Source organism: Thermophilibacter provencensis (genome assembly GCF_900128445.1).
GTDB classification, from domain to species: domain Bacteria; phylum Actinomycetota; class Coriobacteriia; order Coriobacteriales; family Atopobiaceae; genus Thermophilibacter; species Thermophilibacter provencensis.
The window spans coordinates 2,451,815-2,465,268 of sequence record NZ_LT671417.1; the positions used below are offsets into that span (position 1 = coordinate 2,451,815).

Annotated in this window: 17 protein-coding genes; 8 read left to right on the forward strand and 9 right to left on the reverse strand. The window is 68.6% G+C overall.

Annotated elements, in window-relative coordinates; genetic code table 11:
• Positions 1 to 98 precede the first annotated feature (98 nt).
• Positions 99 to 1,139, forward strand: a complete 1,041-nt coding sequence (selD, locus tag BQ7391_RS11040; protein WP_075281002.1) for a selenide, water dikinase SelD — start codon at positions 99 to 101, stop codon at positions 1,137 to 1,139.
• A 14-nt stretch (positions 1,140 to 1,153) separates the two neighbouring features.
• Here the strand turns inward: selD and BQ7391_RS11045 are convergent, their stop codons facing one another.
• The 7 genes from BQ7391_RS11045 to BQ7391_RS11075 all read right to left on the reverse strand — a co-directional run bounded on the left by BQ7391_RS11045 (position 1,154) and on the right by BQ7391_RS11075 (position 6,440).
• Positions 1,154 to 1,663: a YaiI/YqxD family protein gene (locus BQ7391_RS11045; protein WP_075280656.1), complete on the reverse strand. Its 510-nt coding sequence runs from the start codon at positions 1,661 to 1,663 to the stop codon at positions 1,154 to 1,156.
• 12 nt (positions 1,664 to 1,675) lie between these two features.
• Complete coding sequence (locus BQ7391_RS11050) at positions 1,676 to 2,137, reverse strand: zinc ribbon domain-containing protein (protein WP_075280657.1); 462 nt, start codon at positions 2,135 to 2,137, stop codon at positions 1,676 to 1,678.
• A gap of 82 nt (positions 2,138 to 2,219) precedes the next feature.
• Complete coding sequence (locus BQ7391_RS11055) at positions 2,220 to 2,603, reverse strand: MmcQ/YjbR family DNA-binding protein (protein WP_075280658.1); 384 nt, start codon at positions 2,601 to 2,603, stop codon at positions 2,220 to 2,222.
• A gap of 109 nt (positions 2,604 to 2,712) precedes the next feature.
• Entirely contained in the window at positions 2,713 to 3,057 is a 345-nt protein-coding gene (locus tag BQ7391_RS11060) for a PTS sugar transporter subunit IIA (protein ID WP_200799611.1), read from the reverse strand.
• Positions 3,058 to 3,074: 17 nt separating this feature from the next.
• Complete coding sequence (locus BQ7391_RS11065) at positions 3,075 to 3,374, reverse strand: PTS sugar transporter subunit IIB (protein ID WP_408033463.1); 300 nt, start codon at positions 3,372 to 3,374, stop codon at positions 3,075 to 3,077.
• A gap of 151 nt (positions 3,375 to 3,525) precedes the next feature.
• Positions 3,526 to 4,908, reverse strand: a complete 1,383-nt coding sequence (locus tag BQ7391_RS11070; RefSeq protein ID WP_075280659.1) for a PTS sugar transporter subunit IIC — start codon at positions 4,906 to 4,908, stop codon at positions 3,526 to 3,528.
• 131 nt (positions 4,909 to 5,039) lie between these two features.
• On the reverse strand, positions 5,040 to 6,440 hold the full coding sequence (locus BQ7391_RS11075; protein ID WP_075280660.1) for a glycoside hydrolase family 1 protein: 1,401 nt from the start codon (positions 6,438 to 6,440) through the stop codon (positions 5,040 to 5,042).
• Between the two features lie 308 nt (positions 6,441 to 6,748).
• Between BQ7391_RS11075 and BQ7391_RS11080 the strand changes: the two genes are divergently transcribed.
• The 3 genes from BQ7391_RS11080 (at position 6,749) to BQ7391_RS11090 (ending at position 9,038) form a co-directional block, all read left to right on the forward strand.
• The gene (locus tag BQ7391_RS11080; RefSeq protein ID WP_075280661.1) at positions 6,749 to 7,519 is read left to right on the forward strand and encodes a GntR family transcriptional regulator; all 771 of its coding nucleotides are present in this window, start codon (positions 6,749 to 6,751) and stop codon (positions 7,517 to 7,519) included.
• 26 nt (positions 7,520 to 7,545) lie between these two features.
• On the forward strand, positions 7,546 to 8,454 hold the full coding sequence (locus BQ7391_RS11085; protein WP_075280662.1) for an ROK family protein: 909 nt from the start codon (positions 7,546 to 7,548) through the stop codon (positions 8,452 to 8,454).
• Positions 8,455 to 8,534: 80 nt separating this feature from the next.
• Entirely contained in the window at positions 8,535 to 9,038 is a 504-nt protein-coding gene (locus BQ7391_RS11090; protein WP_075280663.1) for a DDE-type integrase/transposase/recombinase, read from the forward strand.
• A 154-nt stretch (positions 9,039 to 9,192) separates the two neighbouring features.
• On the opposite strand, the gene BQ7391_RS11095 is transcribed toward BQ7391_RS11090, so the two are convergent.
• Together BQ7391_RS11095 and BQ7391_RS11100 are read right to left on the reverse strand one after the other, a co-directional pair.
• Positions 9,193 to 9,834 (reverse strand): class I SAM-dependent methyltransferase, encoded by a 642-nt coding sequence (locus BQ7391_RS11095; protein WP_075280664.1) that lies wholly within the window; start codon positions 9,832 to 9,834, stop codon positions 9,193 to 9,195.
• A gap of 75 nt (positions 9,835 to 9,909) precedes the next feature.
• Entirely contained in the window at positions 9,910 to 10,500 is a 591-nt protein-coding gene (locus tag BQ7391_RS11100) for a TetR/AcrR family transcriptional regulator (RefSeq protein ID WP_075280665.1), read from the reverse strand.
• Positions 10,501 to 10,707: 207 nt separating this feature from the next.
• Between BQ7391_RS11100 and BQ7391_RS11105 the strand changes: the two genes are divergently transcribed.
• Genes BQ7391_RS11105 through BQ7391_RS11120 form a run of 4 tightly spaced genes read left to right on the forward strand, consistent with a single transcriptional unit; the run spans position 10,708 to position 13,412 of the window.
• Complete coding sequence (locus BQ7391_RS11105) at positions 10,708 to 11,433, forward strand: lantibiotic protection ABC transporter ATP-binding protein (protein WP_075280666.1); 726 nt, start codon at positions 10,708 to 10,710, stop codon at positions 11,431 to 11,433.
• A complete protein-coding gene (locus BQ7391_RS11110) occupies positions 11,430 to 12,197 on the forward strand; it encodes an ABC-2 family transporter permease (protein WP_075280667.1) in 768 nt (255 codons plus the stop codon). The genes BQ7391_RS11105 and BQ7391_RS11110 overlap by 4 nt, the downstream gene beginning before the upstream one ends.
• A 5-nt stretch (positions 12,198 to 12,202) precedes the next feature.
• A complete protein-coding gene (locus BQ7391_RS11115; RefSeq protein ID WP_075281004.1) occupies positions 12,203 to 13,018 on the forward strand; it encodes an ABC-2 family transporter permease in 816 nt (271 codons plus the stop codon).
• The gene (locus tag BQ7391_RS11120) at positions 13,011 to 13,412 is read left to right on the forward strand and encodes a hypothetical protein (RefSeq protein ID WP_075280668.1); all 402 of its coding nucleotides are present in this window, start codon (positions 13,011 to 13,013) and stop codon (positions 13,410 to 13,412) included. Before BQ7391_RS11115 ends, BQ7391_RS11120 begins: the two co-directional genes overlap by 8 nt.
• Positions 13,413 to 13,454 lie beyond the last annotated feature (42 nt).

Consider the following 13,454-nt stretch of genomic DNA (forward strand, 5'->3'; position numbering starts at 1 on the left):
TGGGGACAGTCCCCAATTTGCAGAAAAGTTTTATGTGATTTGGGGACTGTCCCCAATTTGCAGACCCACCTCGCAGACACAGGGAGGAAGCCATGGACATGACGGGGGTGCGGCTCACGGAGCTCGTGGAGGCCGCAGGATGCGCGGCCAAGATCGCGCCGGGCGAGCTCGCGGGCGTGCTCTCCGGGCTGCCGCGCCTGGACGCGCCGGAGCTCGTGGTGGGCTTTGACGCCTCCGACGACGCGTGCGTGTGGGACCTCGGCGACGGTCGCGGCCTCATCGCCACGACGGACTTCTTCCCGCCCATGGTGGACGACCCGTTCCTGTTTGGCCAGGTCGCGGCCACCAACGCGCTTTCGGACGTCTATGCGATGGGCGGCCGGCCCGCGCTGGCGCTCAACCTCCTGTGCTTCCCCAACTGCCTTGGCATCGAGGTCGCCGGGCAGATCCTGGCCGGCGGCGCCGAGGCATGCCGGCGCGCAGGGTGCGTGGTGGCGGGCGGCCACTCGATCAACGACCACGAGCCCAAGTACGGCCTCGCCGTCACGGGGTTCGTGCGGCTGGACGAGCGGCTGGAGAACGGAGGGGCGCGGGCGGGAGACGCGCTCGTGCTCACCAAGGCTCTCGGCACGGGCGTCCTCACCACCGCGCACAAGGGCGGCCTTCTGGACGACGCCGGCGTGCGCGTGGCCACGGACTCCATGGCCACGCTCAACGAGGCGCCCATCCGCCTAGCGCGCGAGCTGGGCGCCTGGCCGCACGCGGCCACGGACGTCACGGGCTTCTCCCTCCTGGGCCATGCCTGCGAGATGGCCGAGGCCTCGGGCGTGACGCTCGAGGTGGACGCCGCCTCCGTGCCGCTCATGGCGCGCGCCCGCGAGATGGCGGCCATGGGGCTCATCCCCGCCGGGGCCTATCGCAACCGCGACTTCTTCGGCCCCCGCGTGGCGCTCGACGACGCCCTGCCGCTCGACCTCACCGACGTGCTCTTCGACCCGCAGACCTCGGGCGGCCTGCTCCTGGCGCTGCCCAAACTGGACGCGGAGCACCTGGTGGGAGCCCTGCGCAAAGAGGGCCTTCCCGCAGCAGTCATCGGTCGCGCCCTCCCCTGCGGCGAGAAGAGCGTGGTCGTGGCGTAGACCCCACGACACCGCTATCCGTCGAGAAGGGCAGAGAGATTGCGGGCAAAGCGCTCGCGATCCTCGTTGGTGAAGGCGGCGGGCCCGCGCGTCCGGCCTCCCGTGCGTCGCAACTTCTTCTCCTCGTGGCGAATGAAGAGGTCCATGTCGATCGTCGCCCTTGAGTACACGCGCCCGCGCACGCCAATAGCGGCCGCCCCACGTCCCAGCACCATGCTCGCAAGGCCGATGTCCTGCGTGACCACCACGTCATCTGGCTGCAGGCGCTCCACGATGGCAAAGTCCGCGCTATCCGCCCCGACGGACACGTCGAGCACGTCGACCCAGAACCCGCCGTGCTTGGCATCGCGGCCGCGGGCCCGCTCGGGGCCGCGCGGGTCATCCCGTCGGACGTGCCGTTCAAGGTTCTGCGTGGTGTTTCCCACAATGACCACCGGCACCCGCGCCCGTCGCGCGCAGGCGAGGGCCTCGCGCGTGACCGGGCACGCGTCGGCGTCAATGTAGAGGGTACGACTGTGGGCCACCCGCTCCTCCTCTTAGCGCGCCTCGCCCCCATACCAGCGGCGCAGCGTGGGCAGCACCGCGCCGAGCAGCGACGACGCCTCGTCCGCCGTCCAGCCCATCGCCTTGGCCATGCGCGGGGCGCAGTCCTCGATCATCTCGTCCATCGTGACGTCCTCGACGTAGGCGCCGTCATCGTAGCACCACCGGCAGAGGTCACCCACCTCGGAGCCGTCCGCCTCGTGGCCGTGCTGGCCGGGCGCGGCGAACAACATGCCGCAGCTCTGGCAGTAGTGCTCCGGCATGTCGAGGAGTGCCGTCACGGGGACGTCAAGCTCGCGGGCAATGAGCTTGATCATGTCAATGCCGGGCTCAGTGGCACCGGTCTCCCAGCGACTGACTGCCTGGCGGGTGATGTAGAGCCTTCGCGCCAGCTCCTCCTGCGTGAGCCCTCGCTCGCGCCGCAGGCGGGACAGCGCGTCCTTGAGCATGAGCATGGGACGTCTCCTCTCATCCGGATTCTTCTTCCCCATTGTCCGGGGGGCGGCGCAAGAGCCAAGCAACAGATCGTTGCGCGGACTACCCCCTGGCAAGCTCACGCTGCACGCGCTTGGGCAGCTTGGCAACAACGAGCCTGTAGCTCAGGTCGCAGAGGTCGAGCACGAGCCCCTCAGGCAGGTCGGCGTCGAGGTCCACCGAGATCCACGTGCGCCCGTCGGAGTAGTAGCCGGGCAGGACCGCGTCCGGCCGCTCGGCACGCAGCTCCAGGATGCGGTCGGGATCGCACTTGAGCGAGAGCAGGTGACGCCCGGCATAGGGAGCCTTGGCGTCGGGCGCGACCGTGAGCTCGCAGGCAAACTGCCGGCCACCCACCCAGTACACCATCCAGCCCCACTTCTCGTGAAGCGCCTTGGTGGCGCCGGCGAGCGAGAGCAGGCGCTTGTCGACATTCGCAAAGTCCATGGCGGCCCCCAATCAGGGAAACGGATTGCCCTGCCAAAGGCTACCAGACAGAAATAGGCCGGGGCACCGTCTTCGGCGACCCCGGCCCGTCAGTCACGCCCCGCCGCGTCTACGCGTTGAGCTTCTCCTTAAGGGAGAGCAGCTCACGATAGGTGTCGGCGAAGTTCAGCGCCATGAGCTTGCAGGTCTCGGCGCTCGCCATCTGGTCCTCGGCGTGGAGGAGGAGCAGCGGCAGCGTCTTCTTGCCCGCGCCGGACGCCTCGGCCTGGAGCAGCCTCATGTGAACCTCGTGGCCGCCGTTGTACGCCTCGTCGCCCTGCTTGACCAGGTCGGCCGCCGCGTCGAAGTCGCCCTCCTTGGCCTTGGCGATCGAGTTGACGTAGCAGGACTTGGCGGTGCCCACGTAGCTGATGATCTCGAAGCAGATCTGCTCGAGCTCGTCCATGTCTTCCATCTCAGCCTCCTCGCTGGCTAGCCGAGCATCTTCTTGACGTCGTCGAGAATCTTGGCGGCGTTCATGCGGCCGTAGTCGACCATCGGGATGACGGCGACGGGGATGCGCCCCTCGACGGCCTTCTCGAAGTCGCCCCTCGCGTAGCCGATCTGGGGCCCAAGGAGGATGACGTCGGCCTCGCTGATGTGGTCCATGGCCTCGTTCATCGGGCGCGCCTCGATTGCGACCTCCTCGCCGCGGCTCGCGGCCTCCTTCTGCATCTTCTGGACGAGCAGGCTCGTGGACATGCCCGCGTTGCAGCACAGCATGATCTTCATGATCTGTCCTTTCCGACCGGCATACCGGTCCGTTGCATCCGACGACCGCCAGATGACGGTCACCGCTTCTTGGCATGGGGCCCCTCCGGGGGGCGCCCTCTGCGGACGAGCTGGCATGGCCCGCCCGCAGGGGGCGGGGGGAACTACGCGACTACTCCTGAGCTATCTCGAACTGCTTGCGCTGCGCGGTCTCCGACGCCTTCATGAAGGGCAGGTAGATCAGCGTGAAGATCACCAGCAGCACGATCTGGAGAATGCCCGCGCGGATGTCGCCGCCCGTGGACAGGACGCCCGAGGCGATGATCGGGGTGGTCCAGGGCACCTGGATGCAGGTGGGGCTGACGAGGCCGATGACCGTGGCAAAGTAGCCGACGAGGATGCCGATGATGGTGTTGAGCACGAACGGAACCATGAGCGGGATGTTGAACACGATCGGGTAGCCGTAGATGACCGGCTCGTTGATGTTGAAGATGGCGGGCAGGATGCCGAGCTTGGCAACCTCGCGGGAGGGGCGCCACTTGCCCCAGATGAACGTTGCGACGAGCAGCGCCAGCGTGCAGCCCGAGCCTCCCATGAGCGCGTAGACGTTGATGGTGTTCATGTTGAGCCACAGGTCCGGACGGGCGATCACGGCGTCGATGCCGCCGGAGCTGTACACGCTCGTGGCCTCGACGAGCACGACCGTGAGGACGGGCTCGACGAGCACGCCGTTGATGGTGGACTGGTGGATGCCGAGGGTGAACAGGAACACGCCGAGCGAGTAGATCACCACGAGGCCGATCGGGTTGGTGGTGAGGGCTCGCAGCGGGGTCTGGATGAAGGTGTTGATGAGAGCAGTGACGTCAGTCTGGAAGCCTGCGTGGAGAACCATCGAGAGCACGCCGAAGGCGCCCAGGGTGAGCAGCATCGGGATCAGGACGTTGAAGGACTTCTCGACCGCGGGCGGCACGCCCTCGGGCATCTTGATGCGCAGCTTCTCGACGCCCGAGACCTTGATGAAGAGCGTGGGCGCAAACAGGCCGATGATGATGGCGGTGAACATGCCGTTGGTGCCCGTGTAGTTGGTGATGAACGCGCTCGAGACCTGAGCGGTGGTCACCTCTTCGGCCACGTAGAGCGGCGATGACGCAGCAAGGTTGGCAGCCACCGTCTGCGGCATCATGATGAAGAAGACCGCGAGCGCCACCACCACGCACGAGACGGGGTTGTCGAAGCGCTTGTTGTTCGCGAAGCTGTAGCCCACCATGGCGCACAGCAGGATGGCCGAGATGGAGAGCGCGCCCTGCGTGAGCGAGTTGCCCCAGTACTGGGCCGTGGCGAGCACGTCGGCGTTCGGGAAGAGCCCGGGGCTGCTCGGGTCCGCGCTCCACAGGAACGTGAAGACAACGTTGTTGAGCAGCGCCGCGATGCCGGCGAGGATGAAGATCGGCATGATGGTGGCGAAGCCATCGCGCAGGCTGCGCAGGTGCACCTGGTTGCCGACCTTGGCGGAGACTTCCGCGAACTTGTCGAGGAAGCTTTGTCCGTTGGCCATGTCTTTCACTCCTAACTGAACCGTTGGAAACATCAGCCGTGCCATCGCGCCCCTCTCCAGGGGACGCGTATCCGATGGCCGGACCGAGGGGAGGGAGCCCGGGACCGTTCCCCCCGGCCCGGCCCGAGGACCTACTTCACCACGTGTGTCGCGACAACCCCCCTGAGCCACGCCGCGGACTTCTTGGGCCTGCGGTCGTAGCTCTCCATGAGGTCGACCTCGACGAAGCCGTAGCGGTTCTTGAAGGCGTTCGCCCAGGACCAGTTGTCGATGAGGCCCCAGTAGTGGTAGCCCACGCACCTGGCGCCGTCGTCGATCGCGCGGGCGATCCAGGCGAGGTGGTCGCGCACGAAGTCGACGCGGTAGTCGTCCTGGATCTGGCCGCTCTCGTCGCGGTTCTTGTACTCGCCCTCGATGCCGATGCCGTTCTCGGACACGAACCACTCGAGGTCGGGGTACTCGTCGCGGCACTTCATGCCGAAGTCGTAGATGCCCTTGGGGTAGATCTCCCAGCCGCGGCTCTCGTTCATGACGCGCTCGGGCCAGACGTAGGGCTCGGCGAAGAGCGGGCTGCCCCACTCGTCGCGGTCGCGGCTCGGCGCCTGCACGCGGCAGGGCTGGTAGTAGTTGCAGCCGAGCCAGTCCACGACGCCCGAGCGCAGGACCTCCTCGTCGCCGGGGCGCGCCGGGACGGGCGTCCCGAGGCGGGCGAGGGTCTCGAGCACGTCCGCGGGCAGGCCGCCCCTGGTCGCGAGGTCGAGCCACCAGCGCGTGGTGAGGCCGTCGTTCATGCGCAGCGCCTCGAGGTCGGCCTCGCTCGGGTCCTCCTTGGTGTAGGAGGGGCTGAAGTTGCACACGATGCCGATCCGCGCGTCCGGACGGAGCGCGCCCTCCTCGCGCGCCGCGCGGTAGCGGGCGACGCCGAGCGCGTGCGCGACCGAGATGTTGTACTGCGCCACCACGGCCTCGCGGAAGCTGTGGTGCTGCGGGTACCAGCCGCCGTGCCAGTAGCGGTTCTCGGGCTCGACGCTCGGCTCGTTGAACGTGAACCAGTACCGGACCTCCTTGCCGAACTCGCGGAGCGCCTTCTCGACGTAGTTCGCGTACGCCTCGCAGGTCTCGCGGCTCTCCCAGCCGCCGCGGCGGAAGAGATAGGTGGGGAGGTCGAAGTGGTAGAGGGTCACGAAGGGCTCGAGCCCCTCCTCGCGCGCCGCGCGGAAGAGCTCGTGGTACCAGGCCGCGCCCTCGGGGCTGATGCTGCCGTCCGCGTCGAGCAGGCGGCTCCACTGGATCGACGTGCGGAAGCTGTCGAGCCCGAGTCCCCTGAGGATGGCAAGGTCCTCCTTGTAGTGGTGCATGAAGTCGTTGCCCACGTAGGAGCCCACGCGGTTGTGGAACGCCTCGATGTCCTCGTTGGACCAGGTGTCCCACACGTTCTCGAGCTTGCCGCCTACGTTCCATCCTCCCTCCGTCTGCGGACCGGACATCGCCGCCCCGAAGAAGAAGTCCTTGGGCAAGGTCAGTTCTGCCATGATGCCTCCGTTTCCTCGCTCGTCCTGCGCGGCTCTTTGTCGCGCTTTGTTGGTTAAATTGTAGCGCTTTTATTTTCTCTATGTAGCGGATTTATTGCCGACAAAGACGGGGTCAAAGGAAGATAATGGATTACGTCAGACGAGAACCACGTCGATGAGCTGGGGTTTTGCAGCCGACCAGCCCGACGGGGCGCAACGCGCACGAACCCGCGCCCTCTTGCCTGGCCGCAAAATCAAACCGCTCGCGGGCGAAACAAGACCGTTCGCGGAGCGCGTCGAGGACCGCGGGAAGCACGAGGGAAGCCGCCATGCTCAAGTACGAGACGATTGCCCAGGACATCCAGAGCCGCATCGAGGACGGCGACCTCGTGCCCAACGACAAGCTACCGACGGTCGTGGACCTCTGCGACCGCTACGGCGTGAGCAAGATCACCGTCAAGCGCGCCTTCGAGATCCTCACCGAGAAGGGTCTCATCGCGAGCAAGCGCGGGTCGGGCACCTACGTGAAGAACATCACGGAGCTCTTCGACACGGGGGGCGTCGACCCGCTGCTCGTGGGCAAGGACGGCACGCGGGAGGACACGTTCGGGTTCACCAGGTCCGACCAGCCGATCGGCTTCACCGCCTCGCACAGCGCGCGCGGGAGGAGCGTGAGCTCGGTGGTCTACGACTTCTCGGTCACGAACCCGCCCGAGAGCGTCGCGCGGCACCTGAGCATCTCCCCCGACGACTTCACCTACTACTTCTGCCGGGTGCGCTGCCTTGAGGACGACCCAATTACGATTGAGTACACCTACATGCCGATCGACGTAACGCCCGGCCTCAAGCGCGACCAGCTCTACCACTCCGTCTACTCGTTCGTCCAGGACACGCTCGGGCTCAAGATCTCGAGCTTCCACCGCATCATCCGCGCCGTGGGCGCGACCGAGGAGGAGGCCGGGCGCCTGCGGCTCGACGCGGGCGCCCCCCTGCTCGAGATCTCCCAGGTCGGCTTCCTCGACGACGGAACGCCCTTCGAGTTCTCCGTCGCACGCAGCAACGGCATGCGCTCCGAGCTGCGCGACGTGAACGTCATATAGGCAGCAGGCAGGGACAGGAGAAGGACATGAAGAAGCTGGCGGTTCTCGACGTAGGCGGCTCCGCGATCAAGTACTGCACCATGTGCGGACCGGGCCTCGAGGGCAAGGGGGAGGTGCCCACCCCCGACGGGGAGAGTCACGACCCCGAGCCGTTCCTCGAGGCCATCGAGGGCATCCTCGCCCGCATGGGCGACGTCGAGGGCCTGGCCCTCTCCATGCCCGGAGAGATCGACGCGCGCCGGAAGTACATCCGGACGGGCGGCGCACTGCTCTACAACTACGACGTCGACGTAACGGAGTGGGAGAAGCGCTTCAGACTCCCAGTTGAGATCGAGAATGACGCGCGCTGCTCGGCAATCGCTGAGTTCTCCCGCGGTAACCTCCAGGGCGTTAACTGCGGCGTGGTTCTTGCCTTTGGGACGGGCATCGGCGGCGGTGTGGTCATCGACGGCAAGGTCCTGCGGGGAGCGCACCTCTTTGCGGGGGAGGCCTCGAAGGTCCTCACCTCCTGGCCCGAGAGGGTCTGCGACCCCATTGCGAACGACCGTCTCTGGTCGTCCGCCTGCTCGACCAAATCCCTATGCGAGCGCGTCGCCCGGGCAAAGGGAATCGACGGCTGCGACGGACGGCAACTCTTCGGCTGGCTCGAAGGCGGGGACGAGGTCGTCGCCAGCGTGTTCCATCGGGTGTGCAACGAGATTGCCCTTCAGATTCACAACATCCAGTGCTGGCTCGACCCCGAGCGCGTCTGCCTTGGCGGCGGCATCAGCCAGAACCCGCTCTTCGTGGAGGGCGTGAGGGACGCACACCGGCGCTTCAACGCCGCGTTTGACAACGCATTCCCCGATACGGACATCGTGGCGTGCCGGTTCTTCAACGATGCCAACCTCATCGGCGCCTACGAGCACTTCCTCGCCATGGAGCAATCGCGCTGACCTGCGCGCATTATAGAAATGCATAGCGTCAGGGGGTGCGGACGAAAAGTTGGACCATCGGGTCCGGACTGGAGGTCCGCATGTACTCTAAGGACGACGTCGAGCTCGCCATGGACGGCTACAAGTGCTACCTGAGTCCCGTGGTCGACTGCTTCGACGGGATGCCGGCGGCGTGGTCCCTGTCGCTCCACCCCGACTCGGCCCTCTGTTCGTCGTACCTGCGCTCCTGCCTCGACTCGCTGTCGTCCGGGTCGGCGCCGACCGCGCACACCGACGGCGGCGGGCCCCACCGCTCCGCGGGCTGGAAGGAGCTGTGCTCGGAGCGCGGCGTGACGCGGTCGATGTCGCGGCCGGGGCGAAGCGGCGACAACGCCCCGGCCGAGGGCCTCTTCGGCACGTTCAGGACCGAGTTCCTCGATCCCCTCGACCGGGCGGGCGTCGGCCTCGAGGAGCTGAGGGAGGCGATCGACGGCTACATGGAGTGGTACGGGGACGGGAGGCTCAAGCGCTTCGAGGAGCCCGGCGGAGGGCGCCGCTACGAGACGATCTCGGGGAGGCGCAGGCGGCTGGGGGTCCCGCTGTAGGATGTGTACAAGAAAATGTCCGCACCCCCAAGTCACGTTCTCGCGGCTGAAAGCGTAACTTTGAGTGAGCTGGCTCCGCTCAACTCATTGAAAGCCACGCTTCGAGCGACGAAAACGTGACTTTGCATGAGTTTTCGCACAGCACGCGCGCGGCTCAGCGGCCCTTGCGCGCCACGGCGACGCAGGCGGTCATCCCGACGTGGCGCCAGCTCACCTCGGCGAACCAGGCGCCCAGGATATCCCTGAGCTCCGCCTCCGAGTAGATGCGCACGTCCCCCTCGCGCGAGCGCGGCAGCCACGCGTTCATGACGGCGCGCGCCGGCGCCAGTTGCCAGGCGTCGCCTATCACGAGCGCGCCGCCGGGCGCGAGCACGCGCCACGCCTGGAACGCCGCGCGCTCGGGGTCCGGGTAGTGGTGGAACGAGTCGTTGCACCAGGCCGCGTCGAAGCCCGCGTCGTGGAAGGGCAGGCGCTCAGCGTCGCCGAGAAGGACCTCGGCGCGCCCGGCCAGGCGCGCACGCGCGGCCTCTGCCATGCGCGGCGACAGGTCAACGCACGTGAGGTGCGCCCCGGGCGCGACGCCCAGCACCCGCTCCGCGAGCGCGCCCGTGCCGCAGCCGAGGTCGAGCAGCCGCGGGGCCGCGAGCCCCGCGACCGCGGCGCGCACCTCCCCGAGCACGTGAGGGTAGAGCCGGCGCGCGTGCTCGCCCTCCATCCCGGCGTCGTAGGTCGCGGCCTGCGCGTCGAAGGCCGCCCGGGTGCGCGCCTTGAGCTGCTCGGCGTTCTTCTCGTCCATCGTGGTTCCCTTCTGTTGAGCAATGTTCAATACAATTGGCAGAACGAAGCCCCGGCAACAGCCGGGGCAAGGCCCCTAGCTTGGCGACCCTCCCGCCCGAAACTCGGCAACAAGCGCGCGGAGGTAGCGCCGCGCCGCCGCAAGGGCCGCCTCGTCCGGCATGCCCGGGCCGGAGGCCAGGCCCACGCAGCCGTAGACCATGATGGCGGCGAGCTCGTCGGCGTCCTTCGCGGCGGCCCCCCGCTCCGCGGCGTCCGCCTCGAGCGCGCGGCGCAGGTGCGGGCGGACCGCCTCGCACATCGCGAGCGAGAGCCGGTCGTGGAGCGCCCCGTGCCCCGCCGCGTGGAAGAAGTCCGCGTACGGGTAGCCGTCGTGGCGCGCGCCCGTCGCGAGCGCGCGGTCGAGCCGCTCATCCAGCGAGGGTCCCCGCTCGTCCAGCACGGCGCAGACCCCCTCGGCGCAGCGGCGCGCGTAGTCCTCGATGGCCTCCGCGAACAGGCGCTCCTTGGAGTCGAAGTAGTGGTACGCGAGCCCCGGCGCCACGTGCGCGGCGCGCGCGACCGCGCGGACGGACACGTTGTCGTAGCCATCCTCGGCGAAGAGCCGCATGGCGCAGGCGAGCAGCTCGCGCCTGCGCTCCTCGGGGTCCCTCACGGTCCTGGGCATGCGACATCACCTCCTCGGAGCCATCGTAACTCAGTGTTGAACATTGGTCAATAATTGGAGGGCAATCGCCCGTCCCACGCGCCATCGGGACCTGTCCCGTTTGAGCTGCTCGTTTGAACCCGTCCCTTTTTTGCAGCCGTTAGGGCTTCGTTAGAAATGGGCCGCACCATGGAGGACGTCCACAAAAAACCGAACGAAGGGACGTCCATGGAATACGTGCTCGAGACATGCGGGCTCACCAAGCGCTTCGGCCGGGGCGCGGACGCGCAGACGGCCGTTGCCGGCGTGAGCCTGCACATCAGGGAGGGCGAGGTGTACGGCCTCCTTGGCCCCAACGGCGCCGGCAAGTCCACCACGCTCAAGATGATCTGCGGGATGCTCCGCCCGACCTCGGGCGAGATGCTCTTCGCCGGCCACGCCTGGGGCCGCGACGACCTCTACCAGATCGGCAGCCTCATCGAGGAGGCGCCGCTCTACCCCAACCTCACCGCCCGCGAGAACCTCCGCGTGCGCACGACGCTCCTCGGCCTGCCCGAGCGCCGCATCGACGAGGCGCTCGAGGCGGTGGGCCTCACGGACACCGGGCACAAGCGGGCGGGGCGCTTCTCGATGGGCATGCGACAGCGCCTGGGGATAGCGCTCGCCCTTCTCGCCCGCCCGCGCCTGCTCGTGCTCGACGAGCCCACCAACGGCCTCGACCCCATCGGCATCGAGGAGCTGCGCGACCAGGTCCGCGGCTTCGCGGCCGCCGGCACCACGGTGCTCGTCTCCAGCCACATCCTCTCCGAGGTCCAGCAGATGGCGGACACGGTCGGCATCATCTACCGGGGCCGCCTCGCCTACGAGGACCGGCTGCGGCCGGGGCAGGACCTCGAGGAGCTCTTCATGAGCGTCTGCCGAGAAGGACAGCGCGAGCGCGGGGAGGCGGCATGAGCGAGAGGAGCACGCTGCTCGCGACCTTGCGCGCGGAGGCGCTCAAGTCGCGCCACGCGGCCCCCGTCCGCCTGGCCGTGGCCATGGCGCTGCCGATGCCGCTCCTGGGGACGATGCCCGTCAACGGCTACCAGTCGTTCTCCGCGTGGAACTACTGGTACTCGCTCTTCCTGCCCGTGGCGCTCTCGCTCGTGGTCGCCTGCGTCGCGCAGGCCGACGCGCGGCTCAGGATGCGGCCGCTCCTGGGCATGGGCGTCCCGCTCGGGCGCGCCTGGTGGGCAAAGGCGTTCTGGTGCCTCGCCCTGCTCGCCCTCTCGAACCTTGTGGTATTCGCGGTCTACCTCGTGGGGTCCGCGTTCACGGCGCAGGGCGTCACGATGGCTGGGACGCTCACAATGCTCGCGTGCGCGGGCGTGAACACCGTGACCGCGGCGTGGATGATCCCCGCCGGCCTCTTCCTCACGGCGCGGCTCGGCATGCTCGCGGGCATCTTCGTCCCGCTCGCCGCGCAGCTCGTGGGTGGCTTCGCCTGGAGCGTGGTGCCGCTGCCGCAGCTCTTCCCGCCGTCGGCCTCGATGGTCATCCCCACGAGCTTCATCCCCGTGCTGCCGAGCGGCGAGCCGCTCGCGGCGGACGAGGTGCTCGTCGGCGCGCTCGCCTCGAGCGGGGCGCTCACCGCCGCGGGGCTCGTCGTCTGCGCGGCCGCGTTTGTCGCGCTCACGGCTGCCACCGCCGCGTGGTTCGCGCGCTCCGAGGAGAGGTGATCGCCATGGCAGACCTCAGCGCGCCCGGCGCCGCCCCGCGCGTGACGCTTCCGAGGGCGCTGCGCTCCGAGGCCCTGCGGCTCTCCCGCTCGCCGCTCGTAGCGGTGCACCTTGCCTGCGGGCTCGCGGGCGGGCTTGCCTGTGGGGAGTACTTCACCGTCGCCCGCTGGGACCCGGCGCTGGGCGCGGACGCATACGCCCAGTTCCTCGGCGCCCTCATGCCCCTCATGTCCGCCATCGTCTGCGGGCTCGCCGTGGACGAGGAGCGCGCCGCCGGGCGCCTCGCCAACCTCACGGCGGTCCCCTCGCGCGGGCGCGCCGTCGCGGCGAAGTGGCTCGCCCTTGCGGCGCTCGGCGCGGGCGCGCTGGCCGTGGCGCTCGGCGTGTTCGGGGCCGTGCTCGCCGCCGCCGGCCGCCTGCCGCTCGGGCCCGCGCCGCTCGCGGCCGCCTGGGCGCTCACCGTACTCGGCAGCCTGCCGCTCTACGCGCTTGGGCTCGCACTGGCCCTGCGCCTCGGCCGCAACGCGTCCATCGGCATGGGCGCGGCGGGCACGCTCCTCGCGTTCTTCTCGGTGGGCGGCCTTGCGCACGGCCTCATGACGGGCGAGCTCACCGGCGCGCTGGCGACCCCACTCTCCTGGGTCCCGTTTGCGTGGCCCGCGCGCCTGGGGTCGCTCGGGGTGGAGGTCTTCATCGACTTCGCACGAACGGCGGGGCCGCTCCTCGCGACCGCGCTCGCCGGCGCCGTGCTCGCCCTCGCGGCCGTCGCCGTCCTTCTCGCCTGGTTCCGCCGCTTCGAGGACGGGAGGGCAGATGCGTAGGAAGCCGCTCGTCGTTGCCATGCTCGCCCTTCTTAGCGTGGCACTCGTCCTGGGCGGGAATGCCCTGCTCGAAGCCGGCTGGGGACCGGCCCTGCGCTCCGTCGCCGACCGCGTCCTTCCCAACCCGGAGGTCACCATGTGGGCGCCCGCGCCCATACCCGGAAGCCACGCGAGCTCCTACGCCGACGCCACGGGCGCCGGCACCAACTACGTCTACCTTGTGACGGCGGCAGACGCCGACGGCAACGTCCGGGAGCTCCAGCTCATCTTCTTCGGGCGGGAGTCGGACGGCGGGGGCTGGCTCGAAATCGAGGCCCGCGGCGAATCTGGGGTGCACTACCGGGCATGCGATAGGACAGGCGTGCCCACCAAAGCCCTCGACGCGCTGGGATAGATTGGCCGACGTCGCATACCCCGACATTTTGGGCCAAATTTG

Bases quoted from the DNA above. Each gene is read 5' to 3' on its own strand.
- selD (WP_075281002.1), top strand. From the start codon at position 99: ATGACGGGGGTGCGGCTCACGGAGCTCGTGGAGGCCGCAGGATGCGCG.
- BQ7391_RS11050 (WP_075280657.1), bottom strand. From the start codon at position 2,137: ATGCTCATGCTCAAGGACGCGCTGTCCCGCCTGCGGCGCGAGCGAGGG.
- BQ7391_RS11055 (WP_075280658.1), bottom strand. From the start codon at position 2,603: ATGGACTTTGCGAATGTCGACAAGCGCCTGCTCTCGCTCGCCGGCGCC.
- BQ7391_RS11060 (WP_200799611.1), bottom strand. From the start codon at position 3,057: ATGGAAGACATGGACGAGCTCGAGCAGATCTGCTTCGAGATCATCAGC.
- BQ7391_RS11065 (WP_408033463.1), bottom strand. From the start codon at position 3,374: ATGAAGATCATGCTGTGCTGCAACGCGGGCATGTCCACGAGCCTGCTC.
- BQ7391_RS11070 (WP_075280659.1), bottom strand. From the start codon at position 4,908: ATGGCCAACGGACAAAGCTTCCTCGACAAGTTCGCGGAAGTCTCCGCC.
- BQ7391_RS11075 (WP_075280660.1), bottom strand. From the start codon at position 6,440: ATGGCAGAACTGACCTTGCCCAAGGACTTCTTCTTCGGGGCGGCGATG.
- BQ7391_RS11080 (WP_075280661.1), top strand. From the start codon at position 6,749: ATGCTCAAGTACGAGACGATTGCCCAGGACATCCAGAGCCGCATCGAG.
- BQ7391_RS11085 (WP_075280662.1), top strand. From the start codon at position 7,546: ATGAAGAAGCTGGCGGTTCTCGACGTAGGCGGCTCCGCGATCAAGTAC.
- BQ7391_RS11090 (WP_075280663.1), top strand. From the start codon at position 8,535: ATGTACTCTAAGGACGACGTCGAGCTCGCCATGGACGGCTACAAGTGC.
- BQ7391_RS11095 (WP_075280664.1), bottom strand. From the start codon at position 9,834: ATGGACGAGAAGAACGCCGAGCAGCTCAAGGCGCGCACCCGGGCGGCC.
- BQ7391_RS11100 (WP_075280665.1), bottom strand. From the start codon at position 10,500: ATGCCCAGGACCGTGAGGGACCCCGAGGAGCGCAGGCGCGAGCTGCTC.
- BQ7391_RS11105 (WP_075280666.1), top strand. From the start codon at position 10,708: ATGGAATACGTGCTCGAGACATGCGGGCTCACCAAGCGCTTCGGCCGG.
- BQ7391_RS11110 (WP_075280667.1), top strand. From the start codon at position 11,430: ATGAGCGAGAGGAGCACGCTGCTCGCGACCTTGCGCGCGGAGGCGCTC.
- BQ7391_RS11115 (WP_075281004.1), top strand. From the start codon at position 12,203: ATGGCAGACCTCAGCGCGCCCGGCGCCGCCCCGCGCGTGACGCTTCCG.
- BQ7391_RS11120 (WP_075280668.1), top strand. From the start codon at position 13,011: ATGCGTAGGAAGCCGCTCGTCGTTGCCATGCTCGCCCTTCTTAGCGTG.